This is a genomic window from Antrihabitans cavernicola, assembly GCF_008297975.1.
Classification (GTDB): domain Bacteria; phylum Actinomycetota; class Actinomycetes; order Mycobacteriales; family Mycobacteriaceae; genus Antrihabitans; species Antrihabitans cavernicola.
Window position 1 is genome coordinate 91,798 of the sequence record NZ_VLNY01000014.1, and the last position, 23,547, is coordinate 115,344.

The following is a 23,547-nucleotide window of genomic DNA, read 5'->3' on the forward strand; positions in this document are numbered from 1 at the left end:
CGTGGGTACTCGAACAGACACGTCCAACGAAAGGAACCGAAGCATGCGTGCAGTTGTCCTCAACGGCCCGAGAGGCGTGTCGGTATCCGAGGTACCCGACGAGACCTTAGAGCAGCCCACCGACGCCCTCACCGAAATCACCGCGACCAGGCCGAGGAGCAGCTGAGATGTCGGACATCAATGTCGTTCGGCAAGGATCCGGCGCGCCGCTGGTACTGGTGCACGGACTGGGTTCGAGCCTCGGGAATTGGCAGCCGATCATGGCGGAACTGACGCGCGAACGAGAAGTGATCGCTTTCGATCTGCCGGGCTTCGGTGAGAGTCCACCCCTGACCGGTGACGTGACCATCGAGACTCTCACCGATGCCGTCGAGGTGTTTCTGCAGGAAAACGACCTGGTCGATGCCGACATCGTCGGCAGTTCGATGGGCGCGCGCATGGTGCTCGAGATGGCACGTCGTGGCCACGCGGGCACCGTGGTGGCACTCGATCCGGGCGGTTTCTGGACCGACACCCAAGTGAAGATCTTCGGCGCAACCGTCGGTCCGTCGGTAGCGCTGGTTCGCGGAATTCAGCCGCTGCTCCCCGCAATGACATCGTCGGCGATCGGGCGGACCGCGCTACTGCTCCAGTTTTCGAATGCGCCCTGGAAGCTGGATCGAGATCTGGTGCTGGGCGAGCTACGAAGTTTCAAGAGAGCCACCAGCCTGAAAGCGGCGTTCGATGCGCTGGTCCACGGCCACAAGCAGGAAGGCGCGCGGGCCGGAAGTCTGAAGTCGAAGGTGGTGATCGGCTGGGGGCGAAACGACAGAGTCACCTTGCCGAGCGAAGCGCAACGCGCGACAGAACTGTTTCCCGACGCTCAACTGCACTGGTTCGAGCATTGCGGGCACTTTCCGCACTGGGATCAACCGGCAGAGACTGCTCGCTTGATCCTCGATTCGACACGCAAGCGAAAGGAACAACGATGACATCCGAGAAGCTGACAGGCCGCAGAGTGGCGATTCTCGCAACCGACGGCGTCGAGCAGGTCGAGCTGACCGAGCCTCGTTCGGCTGTCGACAATGCCGGAGCCACAACCACATTGGTATCGCTTGCCGCGGGCGAGATACAAGCCATGAACCACGACGTGGAGGCGGGCGACAAGTTCACGGTCGATGCGGTGGTGTCGGAGGTCTCGTCGGACGACTTCGACGCGCTGATTCTTCCCGGCGGCACCACAAACCCCGACAAGCTGCGAAAGAACGAGTCGGCAGTGCGGTTCGTGCGCGATTTCGTCGATGCGGGCAAGCCTGTGGGCGTCATCTGCCACGGACCCTGGACCTTGGTCGAAGCCGATGTCGTCCGAGGCAGAACCTTGACGTCGTACCCGAGTATCCGCACGGATATCAAGAATGCGGGTGGAACAGTCGTCGACGAGGAAGTGGTAGTCGACAACGGCTTGGTGTCCAGTCGCGACCCGGACGACATACCGGCGTTCTGCGCAAAAATCGTCGAGGAATTCGCCGCCGCTGGGTGATCGCGTGAGCGGCAATCCTCGACGGCATACGATTGAGCCTGTGCATCGGCGGTGTCCCGGCGGTGCAGAACGTCGAGGAGCGTGCACATGGTCAATCTGGCGCCACCGGAGGAACACGATGGTCCAGCGGACATCGATGTCCGTCTGAGCACGATCTTGGGCGAGATCGCGCGAACGCTCCAGCAGGACCACAACGATCTCGACGCGACTCTGAACGGAATCTGCGACGCCGCGCGCCTGATTCCCGGCGCCGAGGACGCCGGCATCACCCTGTTGTTGAACGGCTCGAAACTGGACTCGAAGGGGCAGACGGGCCCGATTCCCGACAAGATCGACCTCCTTCAAGAACGCATCAAACAGGGACCCTGCGTCGACGCGGCGCGAGACCAGGAAATGGTTCGCGTCGACGACATGCGGACCGAATCGCGCTGGCCGCAGTTCAGCCCGGCCGCAGCAGCTGCCGGGGTGCGCAGCATGCTGAGTTTCCAGCTCTGGGTGGAGGATTCGCATCTCGGTGCCCTCAACATGTATTCCACAACGGTCAATGCGTTCGACGAATCGTCCGAGCAGATCGCGAATCCCCTCGCGGCGCACGCGTCGGTTGCTCTCGCAGGTGCTCGACGGGAAGAACAGTTGCGTGAGGCCGTGGACAGCCGCGACCTGATCGGGCAGGCGAAAGGCATGCTGATGCAGCAGTATTCGATCAACGCGGACCAGGCGTTCGACTTGCTGACCAAGCTGTCGCAAGAGCGGAATGTCAAGGTTCGCCAGATTGCCGAATCGATCACCGAGCGCGGGCTGAACTGAGTAATCGCTACATGACGGAATCGACTCGGATCGCCCTTGCCCTCGGCAGCGGCGGCGCACGCGGCTACGCACACATCGGGGCGATTCGTGAGTTGGAGCGTCGCGGCTTCACGATCGCAGGCATCGCCGGGTCGTCGATGGGCGCCGTGATCGGCGGCATGTACGCCGGCGGCAAACTCGACGAGTACGAGGAGTGGGCACTCACCCTCAATCAGCTCGAAGTGTTTCGCCTGCTCGATCCGTCGATACTCGAACCCGGCGCGATCCGCGCATCGAAGATTCTCGATCGAATACGAGAGATGCTGGGCGACATAGCAATCGAAGACCTACCGATCCCGTTCATCGCTGTTGCCACCGATCTCGCGGCGGGCCGATCGGTGTGGTTTCAGAACGGCCCACTCGACGCCGCAATCCGGGCCTCGATCGCCATTCCCGGCGTGATCTCACCATCCGTCCTCAACGGCCGCGTGCTGGCCGACGGCGGCATTCTCGATCCGCTGCCGGTCGGAGCCACCGCAAGCATCGACGCGAACATGGTGGTCGGGATCAGTGTGAACGGCGAGCCCGAAATCAGCGATCACTGGACGCCGGTGCGCACCGATCCGGGAGCCATCGAGGAGTTGCTCGGCAAGTTTCGTCGAGGCGCCGAACAACTGCGGTCCCCCGTGAGTTCGGTGATGACGCGGTTGTCGGCGACACCCTCGGACGAGAACTCGGAAATCGACGACACCGCCGAACCGGACGATGCCGTTCAATCGGTCCCGAAACTGGGCAGGCTCGAAGTGATGAACCGGTCGCTCGACGTCATGCAGGCCGCCCTGTCGCGCTACCAACGTGCAGGCCACCCGCCGGATCTGCTGGTCGAGATCCCGCGGACGGCCTGCCGAGCACTCGATTTCCACCGAGCCGCCGAATTGATCGAATTGGGGCGGACAGCGACGGCAGCAGCCCTAGACAGCGCAGGACTCGACGTATCCGACGACGACTGACCTTGCTCGATCAGATGCAGCCGAGCGACTGCGCGTGCAGCGACAAATCTTGCGCCTGACGCTCGAGCCGCCGCTCGTCTCGGTTGTCACGTTGGTGTGCCGCACGGGTGTTGAGGTCGTCGATTTGGCTGATGAGACTTTGGCACTGGCTTGCGTTGCCGGTCGGCCAACCCTGCTGGGCCTGAGCGGCATTCGCGACCGACGCGCCGGCGAACGAGACGGCCGAGACAGCGGCGACGGTAGCGAGTGCGGTTGCAGCGATGCGAATCATGTGAGTTCTCCTCGAGACATGTGATTGATGTTGCAATCGATGCTCGGTAAAAAATCGCGTCGCGACCAGCAACCTCAGGGGTGGACGTGAGCACCCTTCGGGGGATTATGTGGAGATGGACCCTGACACCGCTGGATCGCGAGCCCTAGTCCGTCCCGGATCCACCACCGCGTTGCGCGAACTGAATCGCCAGCGGATGCGGGAGGCATTGCAGCAACTCGAGCGAGCCACGCAAGCTGATCTCGCTCGGGCGACCGGGCTGGCACCTGCGACCGTGTCCAGTCTTGCTCGCGAGCTTCGGGATGCCGGCGAGGTGGTCGACGAGGTCACACCGGGTCGGCGACGCATTCTGCGGCTGGCCGATCGATCGGGTTTCGTCATCGGTGTCGACTACGGCCACCGCCACGTCACTGTCGCCGTCGCAGACCTGGATCATCAGGTGCTTGCCCAGCACAGGACCGAACTCGGAACCAGCGTCCTCGCAGCCGACGGGCTGGCCGTCACTGCAGACCTGACCGAGAGGGCTTTGCGCACCGCCGGTGTCGATCGTCACGAAATCGTCGGTGCCGCAATGGGTCTCCCGGCACCGATCGATCGCAGGACCGGGTGCGTCGGGTCGCCGTCGATTCTGCCCGGCTGGGTCGGCGTCGACGCCTCCGAGCTGGCAACCTCTGTCCTTGGCTTGCCGGTTCGGGTGACCGTCGACAACGACGCGAATTTGGGCGCGCTGGCGGAGCACCGCTGGGGTGCCGGCGTCGGCGTCAGCGACATGGCGTATCTGAAGCTATCCGATGGCGTCGGCGCAGGCTTGATCGTGGACGGACGACTGTATTCCGGTATCACCGGGACTGCCGGCGAAATCGGTCACGTCACCGTCGACGAGTTCGGCGACGTGTGCCGCTGCGGAAATCGGGGCTGCCTGGAGACGCTGGTGTCCGCGCGTCGCGTCGTCTCGCTGCTGGCACCCCTGGTCGACACCGAACTCACCATCACCGAGATCGTGGCACGCGCGGAGCGTGGCGAGCGGTCCTTCTGGCGAGTCCTGCACGACGTGGGACGGCAAGTCGGCCGAAGCTTGGCAGACCTCTGCAGCCTGCTCAACCCACAGCTCGTACTGATCGGCGGCGAACTGGCGCAGGCAGCGACGATCCTCGTACCCGCGATCGAGCAGACGGTCCAGCGATGCGGCGTGCCTGCTGCCGCACACGCCCTCCGCATCGCGCCGGCAACCCTCGGCGCTCGAGCGCACGTCCTCGGAGCCGTTGCGAGAGCGGAACAGTCAGCAATTGTGTTCACCTCCTGAATGAAAACAGCTACGCATCGGTAGCTTTCATTTACCTCTTGTACACCTACGGTTACGACGGCAATATGTGAGCCGAATCACATCTGTCGTCTGGCTCTCGCCAGCTCGGCCTGTCGAGAGGATCACCAATGAGCGAAGGTGCGCTGTTCGCGAACGAACCGCCGGTATTCGGAGGGGACGAGGAAAGCTCGGGCAATCGCGTCATCCTCATTGCCTCGGTCGCCGCGCTGGGCGGGCTGCTGTTCGGATACGACAGCGCGGTCATCAACGGCGCGGTGTCATCGATTCAAGATGATTTCGGCATTGCCGACGCCGTGCTCGGCTTCGCGGTGGCGTCCGCGCTGCTCGGTGCCGCCGCAGGCGCGATGTCCGCCGGTCGGATCGCGGACAAGATCGGCCGCCTGAAGGTGATGCGGATCGCGGCCGTGCTGTTCTTCATCAGCGCAGTCGGCACTGCATTGGCACCGGAAATCTGGACGCTGGTGATCTTCCGCGTGATCGGCGGCGTGGGCGTCGGCATCGCGTCGGTGATCGCTCCGGCGTACATCGCGGAGACCTCGCCTGCGCGAATCCGTGGGCGGCTCGGGTCCCTTCAACAACTCGCGATTGTGCTGGGCATTTTCTTGTCCCTGCTGGTGGACTACGTTTTGGCCCATCTCGCCGGTGGCGCAGGTGAGCACCTGGCGTTCGGGCTGGAGGCGTGGCGCTGGATGTTCCTCGCCATGGTGGTGCCTGCGACGTTGTACGGAGTGCTCGCATCGACGATCCCCGAATCCCCGCGCTTCCTCATCGCCACCCAGCGCCTCCCGGAAGCCAGGCGAGTCCTCACCCTGCTGTTCGGCGAGAAGAATCTCGAACTGACCATCACAAGAATCCAGACGAGCCTCAAGGGTGACTCCGAGCCGTCCTGGCGCGACCTCAAACGACCGACCGGCGGGATCTATCCGATCGTCTGGGTGGGACTGTTCCTATCCATCTTCCAACAGGCCGTCGGCATCAACGTCATCTTCTACTACTCGAACATCCTGTGGGAGGCAGTCGGTTTCAAAGAGAGCCAGGCGTTCCAGACCAGTGTGTTCACGTCGATAGTCAACATTGCGACGACCATCGTCGCGATCGCACTCGTCGACAAGATCGGCCGCAAGCCGCTGCTGATGATCGGCTCGATCGGTATGACGGTCACCCTCGGAATCATGGCGGTCTGCTTCGGCGGAGCATCGCAGCTTCCCAACGCCGACGGGGTGCTCGAACCGCATCTGACCGGTGCGGCCGGACCTATCGCATTGGTGGCCGCCAACCTCTTCGTCGTGTTCTTCGGAATGAGTTGGGGACCCGTCGTCTGGGTCCTGCTCGGAGAGATGTTCCCGAACCGGATTCGTGGTGCCGCACTGTCGCTGGCGGCCGCTGGGCAATGGGCGGCGAACTGGGCCATCACGGTCAGCTTCCCAAGCCTCAAGTCGTTCTCCCTCGGCTTCGCATACGGCATGTACGCCCTGTTTGCGCTCATCTCGCTGGCATTCGTTTCCCGATTCGTTCGGGAGACAAAGGGCATGGCTCTCGAGGACATGGACGAAGCAACCGGCGTCGCGCCGACAACCTCGGGCTCAGCATCCTGATCCACATCGACTTGCAGGAGAGAATCACCATGTCAACAATCGTCACCGGCCGCTCGGTTGCAGTACTCGGACCGATCCCGCGCGACCACGTCGTCACGCATCGCGGCGAGGTATTCGACAAGTACGGATGCGTGCTCTACACCGTCGCCGCACTGGCGTCGCTACTCGGACCAGATGATGTCGTCCGACCTATCGTCCATGTCCGTGGCGAAGATCTGGATCCAATTCGCCGGCAGCTCGAGGTCTACTCGAACGTCGACCTCACCGGCATCCGTGCCGACAGCGATCGTGGTGACGTCGTCGAGTTGCGGTTCCGCGACCAGAACTTCCGCGACGAACGGCAAACGGGATTCATGCACCCGATCCAACCGCAGGACGTCGAGTTCGCACTCGATTCGGACGCGTTCGTCTGTGTACCGATCACGGACTACGAAGTGGCACAGCCGACGCTTGCGTACATCAAGGCACACAGCGACGCGCCGATCCTGCTGGATTGCCACGGCCCGACGGTTGCGCTGACGGCGGCGGGCCACCGAGTCAGTCGACTCTGGATCGATCGCGATGCCTGGTTGCCGACCATCGACATCATGAAGATGAACCTCGAGGAGGCCGGCTGTTCCTGGTTTCCGCCTCCGGGCAGCGATCCGGACCTCTTCGGAGCCCCGCTGCCGCGCGATCAGCTCGCCGAATTCGCCACGCATTGCCTCGATCGTGGCGTCAAGGCGGTGTGCGTCACGCTCGACGAGGAAGGCTGCGTGCTGTTCTTCCGCGGGGCCGATGGTGAGCATCGCGAGGAAACCGTTCCGCGGATCAGCGTCGAGAACGTGGTCGACACCACGGGTTGCGGCGACTCCTTCGCCGCAGGCATGGCGTTCGGCTACCTGGAGTCCGGGGACTTCGTGACTGCTGCCAGGTATGGCAACGCGATGGGAGCACAGCGGTGTTCCGGGAGCGACCTGTCGGTGTACCTCGACCTCGAGGGAACCAACGCCCAGATTCGCGAAGCGTACGGCGCCGAAGCGGTGGCTCGATGACCACCGCTGTCGATACCGGCACCTGGACCGTCACCGAGGAGGGCTGGGATCCCCTACGCGCCAACTACTTCGAGACAGTCTTCACAGTCGGCAACGGTCGACTCGGCACGCGAGGGTCGCTGGAAGAACGCCACACCGGTGCCCTGCCCGGTACGTTCCTCGCAGGGGTCTACGACGCCTACGACTCCCCCGTCATCGACCTCGTCAACGCACCCGACTGGCTCACCACCGAGGTGTACGTCGACGGCCTGCTGCTGGACCCCCTCGCCGCTACCGTTGCGTCCCATCGCCGTTCGCTCGATCTGAGGACCGGCGTACTGAGCCGCGACACCGTGTTCATGGTCGCCAACGATGCGCGCGTTCGCATTCGGACCGAACGATTCGCGAGCATGGCGAACCGCGACCTGACCGCTCTCCGACTCGAGGTGACACCGCTGGACCGCCCAGCCGACATCACGGTCCGAACCGGCATCGACGGAGACCGGAAGAATCTCGAGCGCCTTCCGGCCTATCCGGACGGGACGACGTTTCCGCACGATCTCAAGTGGGACAAATGGGCGCGGTCGACCCACTTCCATTGCGAAGAAACCGGTTTCGTCGGCGAGACGGGACACCTGGTGTGTCGCACGATCGATTCCGACATCCAGATCGCGTATGTCTGCGACGTCGGTGTGGACACCACCCCGGCACGACGACGTCAGGTCCGCCGTCACGACTACGTCGGCGTCGAGGTGGATTTCGACGTCGATGCCGGCGTAAGCGTCACCCTGGACAAGCTGGTCGGCATCGCCACCAGCCGTGACCCGGGTGAGTCGGGCGCACCGTTGTCGCGTGCATCGAACACGCTGCTTCGGACCGCCGATTTCGAAACTGCACAGGCGTCGTCGTCGGCTGCATGGGCACAGCTGTGGGCCGACTCCGATTGCGAGATAGTCGGTGACGAACGCGCCGCGCTCGCACTGCGTTTCGGCATCTATCACCTGTTGATCGCGGCCAACCCGGACGATCCCACCGTCAACATCGGCGCCAAATCTCTGTCCGGAGAGGGCTATCGAGGGCACGTGTTCTGGGACACCGAGATCATGATGCTGCCCTTCTACATGTTCACGCAGCCGAAGACGGCACGCGCGTTGCTCGGATACCGTCACCACACGCTGCCCGGGGCGCGAAAAGTATCGTCCGACAACGAGACCCGAGGCGCGCGCTATCCCTGGGAGTCGGCGGATACCGGATTGGAAGAATGTCCGCTGTTCACACCGGACGGACTGAATCGCTTCTACACGCGAGACGAGGAACTACACGTCACGGCGGACGTCGCATACGCGATCGTGCGGTATGCCGACATCACCGGCGACGTCGACTATCTGTACGGCGAAGGCGCGGAGATTCTGTTCGAAACCGCGCGCTACTGGGTCGACCGGTGTGAGTCCGACGACGACGCGCTGGCATTGCGCACCGTGATGGGTCCCGACGAATTCCATTCGCACGTCGACGACAACGCCTTCACCAACCGAATGGTGCAGTGGCATCTCGAACGCGCGGTCGCGGTGCACAGCGCGATGACCGCAGAACGTCCACGCGCACTCGCCGATTTGGAACAGCGGATCGGTGTGACTGCAGACGACGCGGCCGCCTGGGCCGATTCAGCACGTCGCATCGTCGCCCCGACCGATCCCGACTGCGGCGTCATCGAACAATTCGACGGCTACTTCGATCGCGCGGTCGTCCCGGTCACCGAATGGGACGCGAACGATATGCCTCGGTATCCCAAGGGCTACAACCACTTCAACTGCGAGGACACATCGCTGCTCAAACAACCCGACGTCGTGATGTTGATGTTCCTGTTGCCCGACGACTACTCGTTGGCTACCCGACGCGCGAACTACGAATTCTACGAACCGCGAACGCTCCACAAGTCGTCGCTGAGTCCATCCATCCATGCCATAGTCGGTCTGCAGGTAGGCGATGCAAGCAAGGCCGAGCGCTATTTCGCTCGATCGGCGTTCGTGGATCTCGACGACAACCAGGGCAATACCGAAGAGGGCATGCACATCGCCTCGGCAGGAGGCACCTGGCAAGTTGCGACACATGGCTTCGGCGGATTCCTCGCATCCTCGGACGGACTGCATTTCTCCCCCTCGCTCCCGCAATCGTGGCAACGCCTGCGCTTCTCGGTGCACTGGCGAGGAAGGAAGATTCGAGCCGACTTGGGGCACGACGACGCGTCGTTCGAACTGATCGGCGCAGGACCAGCCGAGACCATCACAGTGTGGGATCGCTCTGTCTCGCTCTCCCCCGGTCGCCTGCAGACCGTGGGGAAAACGGAGCGCACGTGACGATGGCGTCCGCTCATGACACTGTGTTCTCCTCTGCCGCAGTGCTGTTCGACCTCGACGGTGTTCTCACCGACACTGCTGCCGTGCACCGTCGGGCGTGGGCAGAACTGTTCACCGGCTATCTCCCCCGTGCCGCGCCAGATGCGGACAGCTATACCGACGCCGATTACTACGCCCTGATCGACGGGAAGCCCAGAGATGCCGGGGTGCGAGCGGTACTGCGATCTCGCGGCATCGCACTTCCCGACGGCAACGACGACGATCCGCCAGGTACTGCCACCGTGGCTGGGCTGGGAAATCGAAAGAACGCCGCGTTCCGAGAGGCGCTGCTGCACGACGGTGTGGATGTCTTCCCTGGTTCGCTAAAACTGTTGAACGCACTCGCTCACACCACGATTCCGCTGGCTGTGGTGTCCAGTTCGAAGAATGCCCGGATGGTGCTGGAGGAAGCAGGTCTGCTCGACCGGTTCGTGGTGGTGGTCGACGGACTGTACGCCGAACGTAATCGTCTACTCGGCAAGCCGGACCCGGCGATGTTCCTGGCTGCAGCCGCCGAACTCGGTGCCGCGCCCGACTCCAGCACCGTGGTCGAGGACGCGATATCGGGAGTCGCCGGTGCGCGCGCGGGCAGATTTCGAACAATAGCCGTCGATCGCGGAGTCGGAGGTGCCGCCCTTCTCGCCGCGGGTGCCGATCTGGTCGTGGCTGACCTTGCCGAACTCTTACCGGACGGCGGCATGTGAATTTCGGCGACGGTGGTGCATACTCGAACTTGTGTTCGATCGAAGGCTCACCCGCACCTTCAAGCCCCTGCGTCCGGTCTACGTCGACATGGACCAGGTCCTACCGATCGGCGGCGGCGAGCGTGTGGTCGCCGTCCCGGCCGTCGTGCGAAAGCTGGGCCTGAGACTGCACGGGACAATGCCTGCCGAGCAGAAGGCGTGGCACCGATTGACCGACGGACGCTGGGTCGCGGCGGTGCATGTTCCAGTCGAGTGCGGTGATCGCGGTTGGATCTTCGTCGATCTGGTCGTCCCTGCCGAGGCGATCAGCCCCAGGGAGTGCTTTGTCGATTTGCCATCTCGGCCGACGAATCATTGGGGCACAACGGAGTGAGACTTGGCCACTGATGTGTCATGGTGTTCGCTGGCTCGACCGGTCAGACCGCGCCGCGCCATCGGTTCGACATCAAGTCCCACCGCACTCAATACTTCGGTCATTTCCTGTCAACTCCTGTCGTGACAAACCTGATGTCGTTGCGATGCTGTCTCGTGGCGATCGCGGCTTCCTCGACGGCTTCGAGCAGACCCGCAGGCGGATAGGACCCCGCGCCGAACACGTCACGTGCGCCATCGAGCGTCAGGACCGAACCCGAAAAGTAGTCGCCCGCCGGTGACGCGAGATAGGTGACGAGCCAGCCCCATTCCTCCACGGTTCCCCAACGCCCGGCGGGGACCCGGGTCAGCGCATCCTCCTTCACTCCCGGCACGTACCGTGTCGCAAGCGCATCGGTATCGAAGTGTCCGGCCGCCAACGCATTCAGCCGAATCCCGAAGCGCGCCCATTCCACCGACAGCGTCTTCGTCATGTTCTCCACGGCAGCACGGGCCGCGGACGAGTGCACCAGACCTGGGAATCCGTCGTGCGGCGACAGCGTGACATTGAGAATCTTGCCGCCGCCCTGCGGGATCATCGCCTTCGTCGCTACCGCGTGCGTCATCAACCACGTACCGAGCACGTTCAGTTCGAGCACAGTGCGAAAACCGTTGGGAGTGATGTACTCCGCCGGTAGCGCGAATTGCCCGCCTGCGTTGTTGACCAGCGTGTCGATCCGGCCGTGGTCGGCGAGCACGCGATCGACCACCTCGTTCACGGCGTCGGACTCGCGAATGTCGAGTTCGAGGGCGACGGCTGTGCCGCCGCCGTCCTCGATCGACGCCACCGTCTCCGCGAGCGGTTCCTCGCGACGGCCACACCCCACGACGATCGCGCCACCACGAGCGAGCTCGAGCGCAGCCGCTCGGCCCAGTCCGGTGCCTGCGCCCGTCACGACGCAGATGCTTCCCTTCAAGAGGTCAGGTGCGAAGATTCGCGACCTGTCGGGTGATGTGGTTACGTCCGCCTACTCGAAGGTGCGGCCGGCGGCAACGAAGTCGGTCAGCGACGCCGGCACCTCGAATCGAGGACCATACTTCTCGGCGAGTTCGGTTGCGCGGGCGACGAATCCGGCCGGTCCACCCTCGTACTGGTTGATGTACTGCAACGTGCCACCGGTCCAGGCCGGGTAGCCGATGCCGAAGATCGAGCCGATGTTGGCGTCCGCGACGGTCTTGACGATCCCTTGCGCATAGCAGTCGGCAGCCTTCAGCGCAGCCGCCACCAGCATCCGCTCCATCATGTCCTCGAACGGGATCTCGACATCCGGCTTGTGGAACTCCTCGATGAGCTGTGGCCACAACCCGAGGCGCTTGCCCTTCTCGTCGTATTCGTAGAACCCCTTGCCTGCCAACCGACCTGGACCCTCGAACTCGTCGACCATCCGGTCCGTCACCGGGCCACCGATCGCGTCGACGAACGGCACACCTGTCTTCTCGGCATCGACGATGAAACCGCGCCGCACCTTCTGCGTGGTCTTCATGTTCACTTCGTCGAGCAATTCGAGCGCGCCGACCGGGAACCCGGCCTGAGTGGTGGCCTGCTCCACCGACGCCGGGTGCGCGCCCTCGGCCAACGACGACAACGCCAGTTCGACGAACTTGAAGATGATCCGGTTCGCGTAGAACGCGTACACGTCCTTCACCACGATCGGCGTCTTCTTGATCTGCACCGCGAAATCCAGTGCACGAGCGAGCGTCTCGTCACTCGTACTGTCGCTGTCGATCACCTCGACCAGCGGCATCTTGTCCACCGGCGAGAAGAAGTGCAGACCGACGAAGTCCTTCGGCCGACTGATCGCCGACGCCATCTCCGACAACGGCAGCACTGAGGTGTCGGTCGCGATGATGGCGTCGTCGGACAGATACGGCTCGACCTCCTCGAACACCTTCCGCTTCAGGTCCAGATCCTCGAAGACCGCTTCGACCAGGAAGTCTGCGCCCTTGACATCGGCGATGTTGTCGGTCGCGACAATGCGGTCGAGCGTCTCCGTGCGCTGGGCATCAGCCTTGATCCAGTCCCGCGCCTTGCTCATGCGAAGCCGTCCATCGACGACAGCACGCGCAGCATCACTTCGTCAGCGCCGCCGCCGATCGAGAGCAACCGGTTGTCGCGGAAGAAGCGCGCCGTCCACGTCTCCTCCATGTAGCCGACGCCGCCGTGTACTTGCACGCACCAGTCCGCGACCTGGCGAGCGAGCCTGCCGGCTTTGAGCTTCGCGATCGTTGCCCTCCGCGTCACGTTCTCGCCGTCGGTGTACGCCTGTGCGATGGCATGGTTGTACACCCGCAGCATGTCGACCTCGGCGGCAAGTTCGGCGTACCCGTAGGCGAGATACTGCTGCGACGACAGCGGCGCGCCGAACACCTTGCGCTGCTTGGCATAGTCTTTCGTGCGGGTCAACGCGATGTCCATCGTGGTCGGAACCGAATAGCAGGCCCACATGCGTTCGTGCACGAACTGTTCCATTTGCTGCTGGAAGCCACGGCCGATGGTGCCGATCGTGTTGGCGACGGGGACCCGGACGTCGTCGAACGACAGCAGGCCGGTGTCGGATGCGCGCATCCCGAGCTTGTCGAGCTTCTTCGCGACGCTGAAGCCAGGTGTGTCGGTGGGCACGATGATCTGGCTCATGCCCTTGAAGCCGCCCTCGTCGGAGGTGCGAACCAGCACGCACAACCAATCCGCCTGCACCGCATTGGTGATGTAGATCTTGGCGCCGTTGATGATCCAGTCGTCGCCGTCGCGGTGCGCCTTGGTCTTCAGCCCGGCCACATCCGAGCCCGCTTCCGGCTCGGTGATAGCGACCGCGGCGATCACGTCGCCTGCCATCGCGGGCGCCAGGAACTGTTGCTTGAGTTCGTGGCTGCCATACTTGTGCAGCGAGGGTGTCGCCATCGCGTTGTGCACGCCGAACGCCATCGGGAACGCGCCGTTGTCGACCCGGCCCAACTCTTCGGCGAGCACCAGCGTGAACAGATGTTCGGCGCCCTGGCCACCGTACTCGGGGTCGTAGTCGAGTCCGACGAAGCCGAGTTTCGCCATTTTCCTGATGATTTCGCGCAGCGGCATGATTCCTGCCGCTTCCCATTCCTCGACGTTGGGATTGATCCGTTGGTCGACGAACCGGCGTACAGACGCCCGGAACTGGTCGTGCTCGGTCGAGAACAAGGTCATCGCAGGTACTCCTCCGCAAGGTGGTAGTGCAGGTCGGCGGGTATCCGGACCGGCATGTCGAGCAGCTGCTGGGCGACCGCCTTGCCTTGCGGGTCCGCCCGAAGCGAGCCGGTGCCGCCGTCACCGAGGCCGTTGCACAGCAAGAGGTTGACGGCTCCCAGTCCGGGGAGCGCGTACCGCCGCACCGATGTCCCGCCGAGGTGTGCGAGATATTCGCCGACAGCCTTCGCGGTGACCTGGCTGTGCAGAATCGGCTCGAATGCCCGCTCGCGGGCGATGACACCGATGTTCACGTCGGCGCCCTTGTCCCCCGACCTGCCGTAGGCGATGGCGCGCAACGGTATCTCGACGCCATCGGCTGCGGCATCCGACGATTCGGGGTCGAACCCGCGTGGACCGTCGAGTGCCACGCAGAGGTCCACCGGCACGTCGTCGAATGTGAGCGGCCGACCGTCGACCTCGACGTGGGCCGGCAGGAGTTCACGGGGCACGAGAAAGCTGTCGAGTGCCAACACCGGCGACGGCTTGGGCAGCGCGCCACCGCCGCCCATGCCGGGCGGTCCGGACAGTCCCATCGACGGGAACTCGCGGATCACCACGTTCAGCGCCGCGGCGTCGTCGTGGCGCACTGCGATGCGAACCCACACCTCGCGGGTCTGCTCGGCACGTGCGTGCGGGCCATAGGTGCCCTCGGAGCCGAGCACGTCGAACTGCTCGGCACGGAACGTGGCATATCCCCTGGCCGCCAACAGGGTTCGCAACCGATCCAGCATATTCGCCGCGACGCGCCTGCCCTTGGCGACCGCGTCGTGGCCACCGACGAAGAACATGATCTGCGCTCGCGAACCGTCGAACACCTGCGCACACGCCTTGAGAGTCGGCGTCGGTGCGGTCCCGCGCGCGCCGGTCACCTGCACCCGGTTGACTCCGACCTCGGTCAGAGTGACGCCGGACCAGTCGCACACCACGTCGGGGAGCAAGTACGCCGCCGGATCGCCGATCTCGTAGACGAGTTGCTCGCCGACTGTCCGGCGGTCGACCAAGCCGTCGGTGCCTGCCGAGGTAGTGAGGACGAACGACCCGTCCGGGCATACCTCGGCGATCGGATAGCCGCTGTTGGCCCAGCTTCCTGTGTCCTGCCAATCGGTCAACAGACCGCCCGTCGACTGCGGCCCGCACTCCAGCAGGTGACCGGCGAGGCTGCCCTGCGAGAGTTGCTCGTAATTGTCGGCAGCCCAGTCGAATTCGTGGATCAGCGGGCCGAGCACGAGCGCGCTGTCGACACACCGGCCGGTGATGACGATATCGGCGCCTGCGTCGAGCGCAGCGGCGATCGGTCGCGCGCCCAGGTAGGCGTTCATGCTGATCGGCCGCTCGGGGACGGTTGTGCCGCGGCTCGTTTCACGGAGATCAAGTTCGCGGAGCCGGTCGATGATCGGTAGCACGTCGTCGCCGGTGACGGTCGCGATGGACACCGAGACGCCGGCGTCGGCGGCAAGCTTGCGCAGCACGTCCGCGGCCGCATTCGGATTGATGCCGCCGGCGTTGGTGATCACCTTGACCCCACCGTCGCGATACTTCACCAGGTTCTCGCCGATGATCGCGATGATCTCGCGGGCGTATCCCTGCTCGGGATCGCGCATCTGCGCTTTGGTGAGCACCGCCATGGTGATCTCGGCAAGCGACTCGTAGATCAAGTACTCGCAGCGGCCGTCCGCGAGTAGTTGTGGTGTGGCGAGATAGGAATCGCCCCACATGCCTGCGGCGCCGCCGATTATGACCGTCTTCATTCCGTGTACCCCAATATCCTTGCCGTCCAGTCGGCGAGCGGCTCGCTTGCGCCGCCGCCGATTCGGAAAACTCGTGAATCCCGGTAGTGGCGTTCGACTTCGGTCTCCCGCATGAAACCTGTGCTGCCGTGCAGCTGCGCCGCCTGGTCGACCACGTACGAGCAGGCGTCCGCGGCTGCAATCTTCGCCATACACGTCTCGGCGACGGGCTGCTCACCCGCCACGAAGCGCGCGGTGATGCTGCGACTGTAGGTGCGGGACAGTTCGATTCGCTGCCGCATCTCGACCAGTCGGTGCTGCACCGCCTGCCGCGAGATGAGCGGCCTGCCGAACGTGACGCGTGACTTCGTGTGTGCGACGGTGAGGTCCAGGCAGCGTTGCGCGACCGCAGCAGCCTGGTGGGCCAGCGACAAGCGTTCCGACATCAGCTGAAACATCAGCAGCGCGAAGCCGCCGTTCTCGGGGCCGACCAGGTTCTCGACCGGAACGCGGCAGTCCTCGAACACCAACTCGGCGGTGTCCGAACACAGCCAGCCCATCTTGTCGAGCTTGCGCGATACGGTGAAACCGAGTGTGCCTGCCTCGATCACCAGGATCGAAAGGCCTTGCGCGCCCGCATCACCGGTGCGCACCAGCGTCGTCACGAAGTCGGCGCGTGCGCCCGAGGTGATGAACATCTTCGCCCCGTTGACGACGTAGTGGTCGCCGTCCCTACGCGCGGTCGTGCGAGTGGCCGGTAGGTCCGATCCGATATCGGCCTCGGTCACACCGAGCGAACCGATCTTCTCGCCCAACAGGGCCGGTTTCACGAAGCGCTCGATCTGATCCGGCGTACCCAGCTTGACCATGTGCGGCAACGACACCGAATGCGTGAACAGCCCCGCGAGCAACCCGGCCGATGCACCGCCGGCGACCAGCCCTTCGACCAACGCGGTGTAGTCGACGAAATCGCCGCCCTCACCGCCGACAGCCTCCGGATAGCCAACGCCGAGGAGTCCGGCCGCTGCCGCCGTCTTCGACAGCTCGCGTGGAATGAGGCCGTCGCGTTCCCAGTCGTCGAGATGCGGCGCGATCTCGCGTTCGGCGAAACGACGACCGGTATCGCGAAGCGCCTGTCGCTCTTCGGTTTCGAACGGATCGCCGGTCATTCGGTGTCCTTGTCCGCGGCCTCCGGATCGGCGGCGATCCGGACCAGCACATCGTCGGCGGCGAACTGCTGTCCGGTCGGTGCGACCTCGGTGACGACGCCCGCGATGTCGGCGCGCACGGGCCGCTCCATCTTCATCGCCTCGAGGACGAGCAGTTGATCGCCGACCTCGACGGTGTCACCGACCTTCACCAGCACCGCCGTGACAGTTCCGTGCATGGATGCGGTCAACACACCGCTGCCGGCGAGCTCGGCCGACGCTGGTGGATCGAGCAGGGTGTCGCGCAGGTCGAGATCCAGGTCTTCGAATGCGATGACCACGCGGTCGGGTTCCGGTGTGATGCCAAACGCGTCGACGGCTACCCCGTCGACCGTCAACCGGTCGCCGATGACAACCTGATGCACTGCGTCGTCGACGGTCACCGTCAGCCCGGCGGGGTCGCGGAACAGGTGTAAGTCCCTGCCGCCCAAGCGCATTGCCGAGATCATGCCCGCGGCGCTGGTCCAGCCCGCGAGCCCGGGTGAACGGACGGCGGCGACGCGTTCGCGCTCGCGATGCAACCACCCTGCCGCAACTGCAATGTGGCGCGAACTCGGGGTTCGTGCGCCCGTGAAGTCGTTCTCGTCCAGAAACGCGGTTGTGGCCTCCCCAGTGCCGAATTGGGGGTGCCGCAACACGTCGACGAGGAACCCGCGGTTCGTCGTCAACCCCAGCACGCGAGTGCGCTCGAGGGCGCCGATCAGTCGACGACGTGCTTCGTCACGATCCCGGCCGTAGGCGATGATCTTGGCCAGCATCGGGTCGTAGTTGCTGCCGACGACGCTGCCGGTCTGGATGCCGGAGTCCACCCGGACACCCTCGCCGGTCGGCGCCTCCCAAGCGGTGACCGTTCCGGTCACCGGCAGGTAGTCGTTGGCGGGATCCTCGGCGTAGAGCCGTACTTCGATAGCGTGCCCGGTGAGCCGAACCTCGTCCTGCTCGATCCGCAGGTGCTCGCCCTGGGCGATCCGCAGCTGCCAGTCGACCAGGTCGAGGCCGGTGACGAACTCGGTCACCGGATGCTCGACCTGCAGCCGAGTATTCATCTCCAGGAACGAGAACTCACCATCGACCCCGAGCAGGAATTCGACGGTGCCCGCACCGATGTAGCCGATACTCTGCGCGGCGGTCACGGCGGCGTCGGACATCTTCTGCCGCAACTCCGGCGTCATCACGGGGCTCGGCGATTCCTCGACCACCTTCTGGTGGCGGCGCTGAATGGAACAGTCGCGCTCGCCGAGGGCGATCACGTGGCCGTGCTCGTCGCCGAGCACCTGGATTTCCACGTGGCGAGGCCCCAACAGCGCCCGCTCGAGCAGCAGCACGTCGGATCCGAATGCCGACAACGCTTCCCGCCGTGCCGACGTGATGGCACCGGCGACATCAGCTGGATCGGTGACCAGACGCATGCCCTTGCCACCACCGCCCGCCGATGCCTTGACCATCAGCGGAACGCCGATGCGCTCGGCCTCAACGAGCAGTCGCTCGTCGCTCTGCTCGACTCCCTGATAGCCGGGCAGCATTGGCACGCCCGCCTCGTCCATCAGCCGCTTCGAAGCCGCCTTGTCGCCCATCGCACGAATCGCGTCCGGCGTCGGTCCGATGAACACGATGCCGGCGTCCGCACATGCCTGCGCGAAGTCGGCGCGCTCGGAAAGGAATCCGTAACCGGGATGGATCGCTTGCGCACCACTGCGTTTCGCGGCGTCGAGCAGCTTGTCCGCGTCGAGATAGGACTCCCGGGCCGGTGCCGCACCGATGTGTACCGCGGTGTCTGCGGCGCGGACGTGGGGCGCATCGACGTCCGCATCGGAGTACACCGCGACCGTTCGGTACCCCTGCGCTTTCGCCGTGCGAATCACCCGAACCGCGATCTCGCCGCGGTTCGCGATCAGAACTGTATCGAATCTCATACTGTCCGCGTCCCTTTCCCCGTCGCTTCGCTCGCCCCGGTCACCCATTCCGGATCACGTTTGCCGAGGAACGACGCAACACCCTCGCGCGCCTCGTCGCCGAGCATGATCTGTGCAAACCGCTGCGCCGCGTGATCGAGCATTTCCTCGCGCGGCGTCGCAAGCGCGGCGTGCGCAAGCTCTTTGGTGAGCGCGTTGGCCTCGGGTGCGCAACGCAGAACCTGGTTCACGACGCGCGTGACCGCCTCGTCGAGGGCGGCGCTGTCCGCGACCACCTCGTCGACGAGATTCAATCGTCGGGCCGCGTCGGCGTCGAACACCATCGACGTCAGCATCAGACGTCGCGCGTTGTGCAGGCCGATGCGGTCGATGACGTACGGCGAGATCTGTGCCGGCGTGAGACCGAGTTTGGTCTCGGTGAGCGCGAACCGGGTACCCGCGGTCGCGATCGTGATGTCGGCGATCGCCGCCAGGCCCATCCCACCGGCCATCGCGGCACCTTCGACCGCGGCGATCACGGCGACCGGTAACCGGTCCCACGCGGCGAGCACTCTTCCGTAGCTGCGGTTCACCGCCTCGATCTGCGCCGGGTCCGGTGCATCGCCCTGGAAGATGTCACGGAACATCTTCAGATCGCCGCCCGCACAGAACACACCGCCGGCGCCACGGAGCACGACCGCGCGCAACCCAGCCTTCTCGACATACTGCGCGATCTGGTTCAGACCGTCGATCACCGCGGCCGACAACGCATTCCGCTGATCCGGACGGTTCAGGGTGACGTAGAGCACCCGCGCACGCTCTTCGACGAGCACGCCATCAAGTTCCTGTAGGCGCATTTTCCGCTCACATCCTGGCCACGCCGAAGCTGACCGGTCGAGGGGCGAGTTGCTCTGCTTCGGCAGCCGTCGCGAGCACGAACCCGAGCACGCTGCGGGTGTCACGCGGGTCGATGACGCCGTCGTCGATGCCGCGGCCGGATACATAGAACGCGTCCGCTTGCCGGTCGAGGAGTTCGGTCACCTCGCGCTCCTTGGCCTCGAACACCTCTGCGGGCACGTCGACGCCTCGGCGCTTCGCCGCCGCTTCACCGACGATCCGCATCGTCATGCCCGCCTGTTCCGGGCCCATCAGGCCGATCCGGGCGTTCGGCCAGCCGAACAGGAACCGGGGACCGTAGCCGCGTCCGCACATGCCGTAGTTACCGGCGCCGTCCTGGCACCGATCATGAAGGTGAACTGCGGGACGGTCGCGTTCGACACCGCCTGAATCATCTTGGAGCCGTGCTTGATCATGCCGGCGCGCTCGTAGGCGGTGCCGACCATGAAGCCGGTCGTGTTCTGCAAGTACGTGATAGGCGTACCCACCTGGCAGCAGTGCTGGATGAAGTGGGCGGCCTTGGTCGCGCCTTCGTTGTCGATCGGTCCGTTGTTGCCGATGACCGCGACCGGACGACCGTGCACCTCACCCTCGACGCACACCGTCTGCGCACCGTAGCGACCCTTGAAATCGGCGATATCCGATCCGTCTACCAATCGCGCGATAACCTCATGCACGTCGTAGGGCTGCCGATAATCCATCGGTACGACGCCGGCAATGTCGTCCGGATCCAACGCCGGATCGGCGAAACCCGCCGCGGCTGGGCGTAATTGGCCCGACCCCCAGGCAGTGCGGGCGACCGCCTCGCGAACCAGCCGGATCGCGTCGGCGTCGTCCTCGGCCAGGTATTCGACCAGCCCGGAGACTTCGGCGTGCATCTGCGCGCCGCCGAGATTCTCGTCGTTAGCGATCTCGCCGGTAGCGGCTTTCAGCAGCGGCGGTCCGGCCAGGAATGCCTTACCGCGGCCCTTGACGCCGATCACGACATCCGACAGGCCCGGCATGTATGCCCCGCCGGCAGTCGAGGAGCCGTGCAGCACAGTGATCACCGGCAGCCCTGCGGCCGACAGGCGCGCGAGGTTGGCGAACATCTCCCCGCCGAGCACCCAGCCCTCGACCCGGTAGGACGGGATGTTCGCGCCCGCGCTCTCGACCAGATGGACGAACGGAAGTTGGTTTTCCATCGCGACCCGCTGGCAGCGCAGGAGTTTCGACAGTGCTGCCGCGGGGAGTGCCCCCGCATTGATGCCCGAGTCGGTGACCACGACCACGCACCGCACGCCGGACACGAACCCGATGCCGGCCAGAATGCTCCCGCCGGGAACCGACGTCTCGCGATCGACGTCTGCGTGACCGTTCTCCGACATCGCAAAGCCGATCAGGTTCTGCAACTCGAGGTAGGGCGCACCCGCATCGAGCAGACGCGCCAGCCGCTCACGCGGGAGCAATTGCTTTCGCGTGGCGAACCGCTCGGCAGAACGCTCGGACGCCGTGCGGGCACGCCGCTCCAACGCACGGATCTCGTCCACCATCGCGAGCATCCCGTCGCGGTTGGTACGGAACTCCTCGCCACTGGCGACAACTCGACTCCGAAACACCGACACGTGACTCGTCCCATCGTTCTGAACGGCACTCAGCGTTTTCTGAGCGTCACTCATGACAGAGCAGTGCCACACTCAGGAAGTCAAGCAAGCTGGACTATAAACCGCCTTCTTGCAATACTTCCCAGTGTGAGCAGCACTCAGTTCGACATCAGATCGAAGGGCGACCGGACCAGGGACGCCATCCGCGCCGCCGCCGACGAGTGCTTCCGCGAGTTCGGCTTCGATGCCACCGGCGCAGAGATCGCTCGGCGCGCCGGCGTCGTCGAAGGCACCGTGTTCCTGCACTACCGCAACAAGGTCGGACTGCTCGCCGCCGTCACACGCGACTTCTACGACCTGTTGCAGGTGGAAGCCGATGCAGCGCTCGCAGTCCCGGCCGAACCGGTCGAGAAGTTCCGTCGCCTCGTCGACGGCTGGGCTTTACGAATGGAAACCGACTGGGACCTGATCGCGGTCTTCGTTCAGCGCGCACAGATCGCACCTGACTCCGAGATCGCCGATGTCGTCCGGGAGTGCAGCCGCCGCTACACCCGGCTCTACGTCAGTGCGATCGACGAACTGAAGGCCGCGCGCCTGGTCGCCCCCGAGATGCCGTCCGCGCTGATCCGCGACGTGATTTTCGGATCCCTCGAACACACGGCGCGAGGTCGCATTGCTGCGGGAAAGCCGGTCCGCACCCGCGCGGTGGCAGCCCAGGTGATCGATCTCCTGCTCGCGGGTGCGGCTCCCCCGGCCGAGCGCGACGACCGGTTCGCGGCCATCGAGGCGAAGTTGGACGAAGTACTTGCCAAGGTCACGCCGTAGCGAGTGACATGCAGTCTCCGTGTCGATACCGTTCGAAGGGTCAGAGGTCGAGCAATAGCGACGACCGGGCGGCGCGAGAGACGCAGGTCAGCGTGTGATCGACACGTTCTAAATCCGGCATCGACGGTCGCGGTTATCGACCGCTCCGTCGTACCACAAGCCGTTAGCGTGAACCCCGGCGCATTGTCGGGCTATGAAGTACCGCAAGGACTTCCGCTGACGCGGTGTCGGCCAGGCACGCCGCTGCCAGCACGTCGAAGCTCGACAGCATCGACGCTGACAGCGACTGCGACACCGGACCGAATTCATGACCGCGAAGATAGGCGATACCACCGACAGATTCCGCGTCGTGCCCCGCCATCTCATGTTGCGCCCAGATCTGCGCCACACCGGTCTCACCTGGATGGCGGACGCCGACGTGCCAGTACACCACCTGCAGAAGATTGCCGCGGTGGCACTGTCGGTCGCGGCGGCGGTCCGGCCACGCCGGCCTGACTACGACCCAGCGATACCTACACCCGAGCCAACAGTCCGTCGCGGACGCTCGTCAACTGCTGTCGAACTACCTGCGGTTCCGCGTGGTCCCGCGCTGCGGGTTGTCTAACGATGAAAACACTATCTCTGACCTGGTCGGGCTGACAGGATTTGAACCTGCGACCACTTGACCCCCAGTCAAGTGCGCTACCAAGCTGCGCCACAGCCCGTTCCACGTCCGCATGCGAACGCTCGATGAGATTACAACAGTGTGCGCCGTTTGAGCCAATCACATACCTACGACACTGTTCCCTGGACTTCTCGAACCGGCGGGCGTACAGCCAATACAGCTCTGCTGCAGCAGCTTTCCCTTGTTATCGAACACTAGTTCGAGTATCATTGGGGCATGTTCGATGGGGGATTCATTCCAGGGGATTTGACGACGGATTTGCCGTTGTTCGAGGCGTTGTCGTCGGTGGTGGTGCGGGAGAACGTGTGTGCGTTCGAGAAGGTCACGATTGCTGCGGAGTTGTGGGATGTGTGGTTCGAGCGTGATGTTGAAGTACCCCTGAAGTACCCCAGGTTTAGTTCCTATGTGGTTGCGAGGGCCGGGGTCGGCTGGCTCGCTGGTTGTGAGGTGCCGGTCAAGGTGGCCTCGTACTCGACTGGCGGGACGTAGCCGAGTGATTCAT

At 64.5% G+C, this 23,547-nt stretch carries 21 protein-coding genes, 1 tRNA gene and 1 pseudogene; 12 read left to right on the forward strand and 11 right to left on the reverse strand.

Annotated elements, in window-relative coordinates:
• Nucleotides 1-167 precede the first annotated feature (167 nt).
• The 4 genes from FOY51_RS22240 to FOY51_RS22255 all read left to right on the forward strand — a co-directional run bounded on the left by FOY51_RS22240 (nucleotide 168) and on the right by FOY51_RS22255 (nucleotide 3,315).
• Nucleotides 168-971, forward strand: a complete 804-nt coding sequence (locus FOY51_RS22240; protein ID WP_149432460.1) for an alpha/beta fold hydrolase — start codon at nucleotides 168-170, stop codon at nucleotides 969-971.
• Entirely contained in the window at nucleotides 968-1,519 is a 552-nt protein-coding gene (locus FOY51_RS22245; protein ID WP_149432461.1) for a type 1 glutamine amidotransferase domain-containing protein, read from the forward strand. The genes FOY51_RS22240 and FOY51_RS22245 overlap by 4 nt, the downstream gene beginning before the upstream one ends.
• An 87-nt stretch (nucleotides 1,520-1,606) precedes the next feature.
• Nucleotides 1,607-2,326, forward strand: a complete 720-nt coding sequence (locus FOY51_RS22250) for a GAF and ANTAR domain-containing protein (RefSeq protein ID WP_149432462.1) — start codon at nucleotides 1,607-1,609, stop codon at nucleotides 2,324-2,326.
• 11 nt (nucleotides 2,327-2,337) lie between these two features.
• Complete coding sequence (locus FOY51_RS22255; protein ID WP_149432463.1) at nucleotides 2,338-3,315, forward strand: patatin-like phospholipase family protein; 978 nt, start codon at nucleotides 2,338-2,340, stop codon at nucleotides 3,313-3,315.
• 10 nt (nucleotides 3,316-3,325) lie between these two features.
• Here the strand turns inward: FOY51_RS22255 and FOY51_RS22260 are convergent, their stop codons facing one another.
• Nucleotides 3,326-3,586 (reverse strand): hypothetical protein, encoded by a 261-nt coding sequence (locus FOY51_RS22260; protein ID WP_149432464.1) that lies wholly within the window; start codon nucleotides 3,584-3,586, stop codon nucleotides 3,326-3,328.
• Nucleotides 3,587-3,701: 115 nt separating this feature from the next.
• Here FOY51_RS22260 and FOY51_RS22265 point away from each other — a divergent pair, with 115 nt between their 5' ends.
• The 6 genes from FOY51_RS22265 (at nucleotide 3,702) to FOY51_RS22290 (ending at nucleotide 10,991) form a co-directional block, all read left to right on the forward strand.
• Nucleotides 3,702-4,889 carry an ROK family transcriptional regulator gene (locus FOY51_RS22265; RefSeq protein ID WP_149432465.1) on the forward strand — a complete coding sequence of 396 codons (1,188 nt, stop codon included), beginning with the start codon at nucleotides 3,702-3,704 and terminating at the stop codon, nucleotides 4,887-4,889.
• A 128-nt stretch (nucleotides 4,890-5,017) separates the two neighbouring features.
• Nucleotides 5,018-6,505 carry a sugar porter family MFS transporter gene (locus FOY51_RS22270; RefSeq protein ID WP_149432466.1) on the forward strand — a complete coding sequence of 496 codons (1,488 nt, stop codon included), beginning with the start codon at nucleotides 5,018-5,020 and terminating at the stop codon, nucleotides 6,503-6,505.
• 29 nt (nucleotides 6,506-6,534) lie between these two features.
• Nucleotides 6,535-7,539 carry a carbohydrate kinase family protein gene (locus FOY51_RS22275; protein ID WP_149432467.1) on the forward strand — a complete coding sequence of 335 codons (1,005 nt, stop codon included), beginning with the start codon at nucleotides 6,535-6,537 and terminating at the stop codon, nucleotides 7,537-7,539.
• The gene (locus FOY51_RS22280) at nucleotides 7,536-9,875 is read left to right on the forward strand and encodes a glycoside hydrolase family 65 protein (RefSeq protein ID WP_149432468.1); all 2,340 of its coding nucleotides are present in this window, start codon (nucleotides 7,536-7,538) and stop codon (nucleotides 9,873-9,875) included. Before FOY51_RS22275 ends, FOY51_RS22280 begins: the two co-directional genes overlap by 4 nt.
• A 2-nt stretch (nucleotides 9,876-9,877) precedes the next feature.
• Entirely contained in the window at nucleotides 9,878-10,618 is a 741-nt protein-coding gene (locus FOY51_RS22285) for an HAD family hydrolase (RefSeq protein WP_149432486.1), read from the forward strand.
• A 31-nt stretch (nucleotides 10,619-10,649) separates the two neighbouring features.
• The gene (locus tag FOY51_RS22290; protein WP_149432469.1) at nucleotides 10,650-10,991 is read left to right on the forward strand and encodes a hypothetical protein; all 342 of its coding nucleotides are present in this window, start codon (nucleotides 10,650-10,652) and stop codon (nucleotides 10,989-10,991) included.
• 100 nt (nucleotides 10,992-11,091) lie between these two features.
• Here the strand turns inward: FOY51_RS22290 and FOY51_RS22295 are convergent, their stop codons facing one another.
• The 8 genes and pseudogenes from FOY51_RS22295 to FOY51_RS22330 form a co-directional block, all read right to left on the reverse strand.
• A complete protein-coding gene (locus FOY51_RS22295) occupies nucleotides 11,092-11,925 on the reverse strand; it encodes an SDR family oxidoreductase (RefSeq protein ID WP_214633135.1) in 834 nt (277 codons plus the stop codon).
• A gap of 72 nt (nucleotides 11,926-11,997) precedes the next feature.
• A complete protein-coding gene (locus FOY51_RS22300) occupies nucleotides 11,998-13,065 on the reverse strand; it encodes a 3-hydroxyacyl-CoA dehydrogenase family protein (protein WP_149432471.1) in 1,068 nt (355 codons plus the stop codon).
• A complete protein-coding gene (locus FOY51_RS22305) occupies nucleotides 13,062-14,207 on the reverse strand; it encodes an acyl-CoA dehydrogenase family protein (protein WP_149432472.1) in 1,146 nt (381 codons plus the stop codon). Before FOY51_RS22305 ends, FOY51_RS22300 begins: the two co-directional genes overlap by 4 nt.
• Nucleotides 14,204-15,997 carry an acyclic terpene utilization AtuA family protein gene (locus tag FOY51_RS22310; protein ID WP_149432473.1) on the reverse strand — a complete coding sequence of 598 codons (1,794 nt, stop codon included), beginning with the start codon at nucleotides 15,995-15,997 and terminating at the stop codon, nucleotides 14,204-14,206. The genes FOY51_RS22305 and FOY51_RS22310 overlap by 4 nt, the downstream gene beginning before the upstream one ends.
• A complete protein-coding gene (locus FOY51_RS22315; RefSeq protein WP_149432474.1) occupies nucleotides 15,994-17,145 on the reverse strand; it encodes an acyl-CoA dehydrogenase family protein in 1,152 nt (383 codons plus the stop codon). The genes FOY51_RS22310 and FOY51_RS22315 overlap by 4 nt, the downstream gene beginning before the upstream one ends.
• The gene (locus FOY51_RS22320) at nucleotides 17,142-19,097 is read right to left on the reverse strand and encodes an ATP-binding protein (protein ID WP_149432475.1); all 1,956 of its coding nucleotides are present in this window, start codon (nucleotides 19,095-19,097) and stop codon (nucleotides 17,142-17,144) included. Before FOY51_RS22320 ends, FOY51_RS22315 begins: the two co-directional genes overlap by 4 nt.
• The gene (locus tag FOY51_RS22325; RefSeq protein ID WP_149432476.1) at nucleotides 19,094-19,933 is read right to left on the reverse strand and encodes an enoyl-CoA hydratase/isomerase family protein; all 840 of its coding nucleotides are present in this window, start codon (nucleotides 19,931-19,933) and stop codon (nucleotides 19,094-19,096) included. Before FOY51_RS22325 ends, FOY51_RS22320 begins: the two co-directional genes overlap by 4 nt.
• A 7-nt stretch (nucleotides 19,934-19,940) precedes the next feature.
• Nucleotides 19,941-21,631: pseudogene (locus FOY51_RS22330) on the reverse strand (acyl-CoA carboxylase subunit beta).
• Between the two features lie 72 nt (nucleotides 21,632-21,703).
• Here FOY51_RS22330 and FOY51_RS22335 point away from each other — a divergent pair.
• Complete coding sequence (locus FOY51_RS22335) at nucleotides 21,704-22,381, forward strand: TetR/AcrR family transcriptional regulator (protein ID WP_149432477.1); 678 nt, start codon at nucleotides 21,704-21,706, stop codon at nucleotides 22,379-22,381.
• A gap of 163 nt (nucleotides 22,382-22,544) precedes the next feature.
• Here the strand turns inward: FOY51_RS22335 and FOY51_RS27305 are convergent, their stop codons facing one another.
• Together FOY51_RS27305 and FOY51_RS22345 are read right to left on the reverse strand one after the other, a co-directional pair.
• Complete coding sequence (locus FOY51_RS27305) at nucleotides 22,545-22,814, reverse strand: hypothetical protein (RefSeq protein ID WP_187776429.1); 270 nt, start codon at nucleotides 22,812-22,814, stop codon at nucleotides 22,545-22,547.
• Between the two features lie 194 nt (nucleotides 22,815-23,008).
• Nucleotides 23,009-23,085: transfer RNA gene (locus tag FOY51_RS22345), tRNA-Pro, on the reverse strand.
• A gap of 176 nt (nucleotides 23,086-23,261) precedes the next feature.
• Here FOY51_RS22345 and FOY51_RS22350 point away from each other — a divergent pair.
• Nucleotides 23,262-23,534: a hypothetical protein gene (locus FOY51_RS22350; RefSeq protein WP_149432478.1), complete on the forward strand. Its 273-nt coding sequence runs from the start codon at nucleotides 23,262-23,264 to the stop codon at nucleotides 23,532-23,534.
• Nucleotides 23,535-23,547 lie beyond the last annotated feature (13 nt).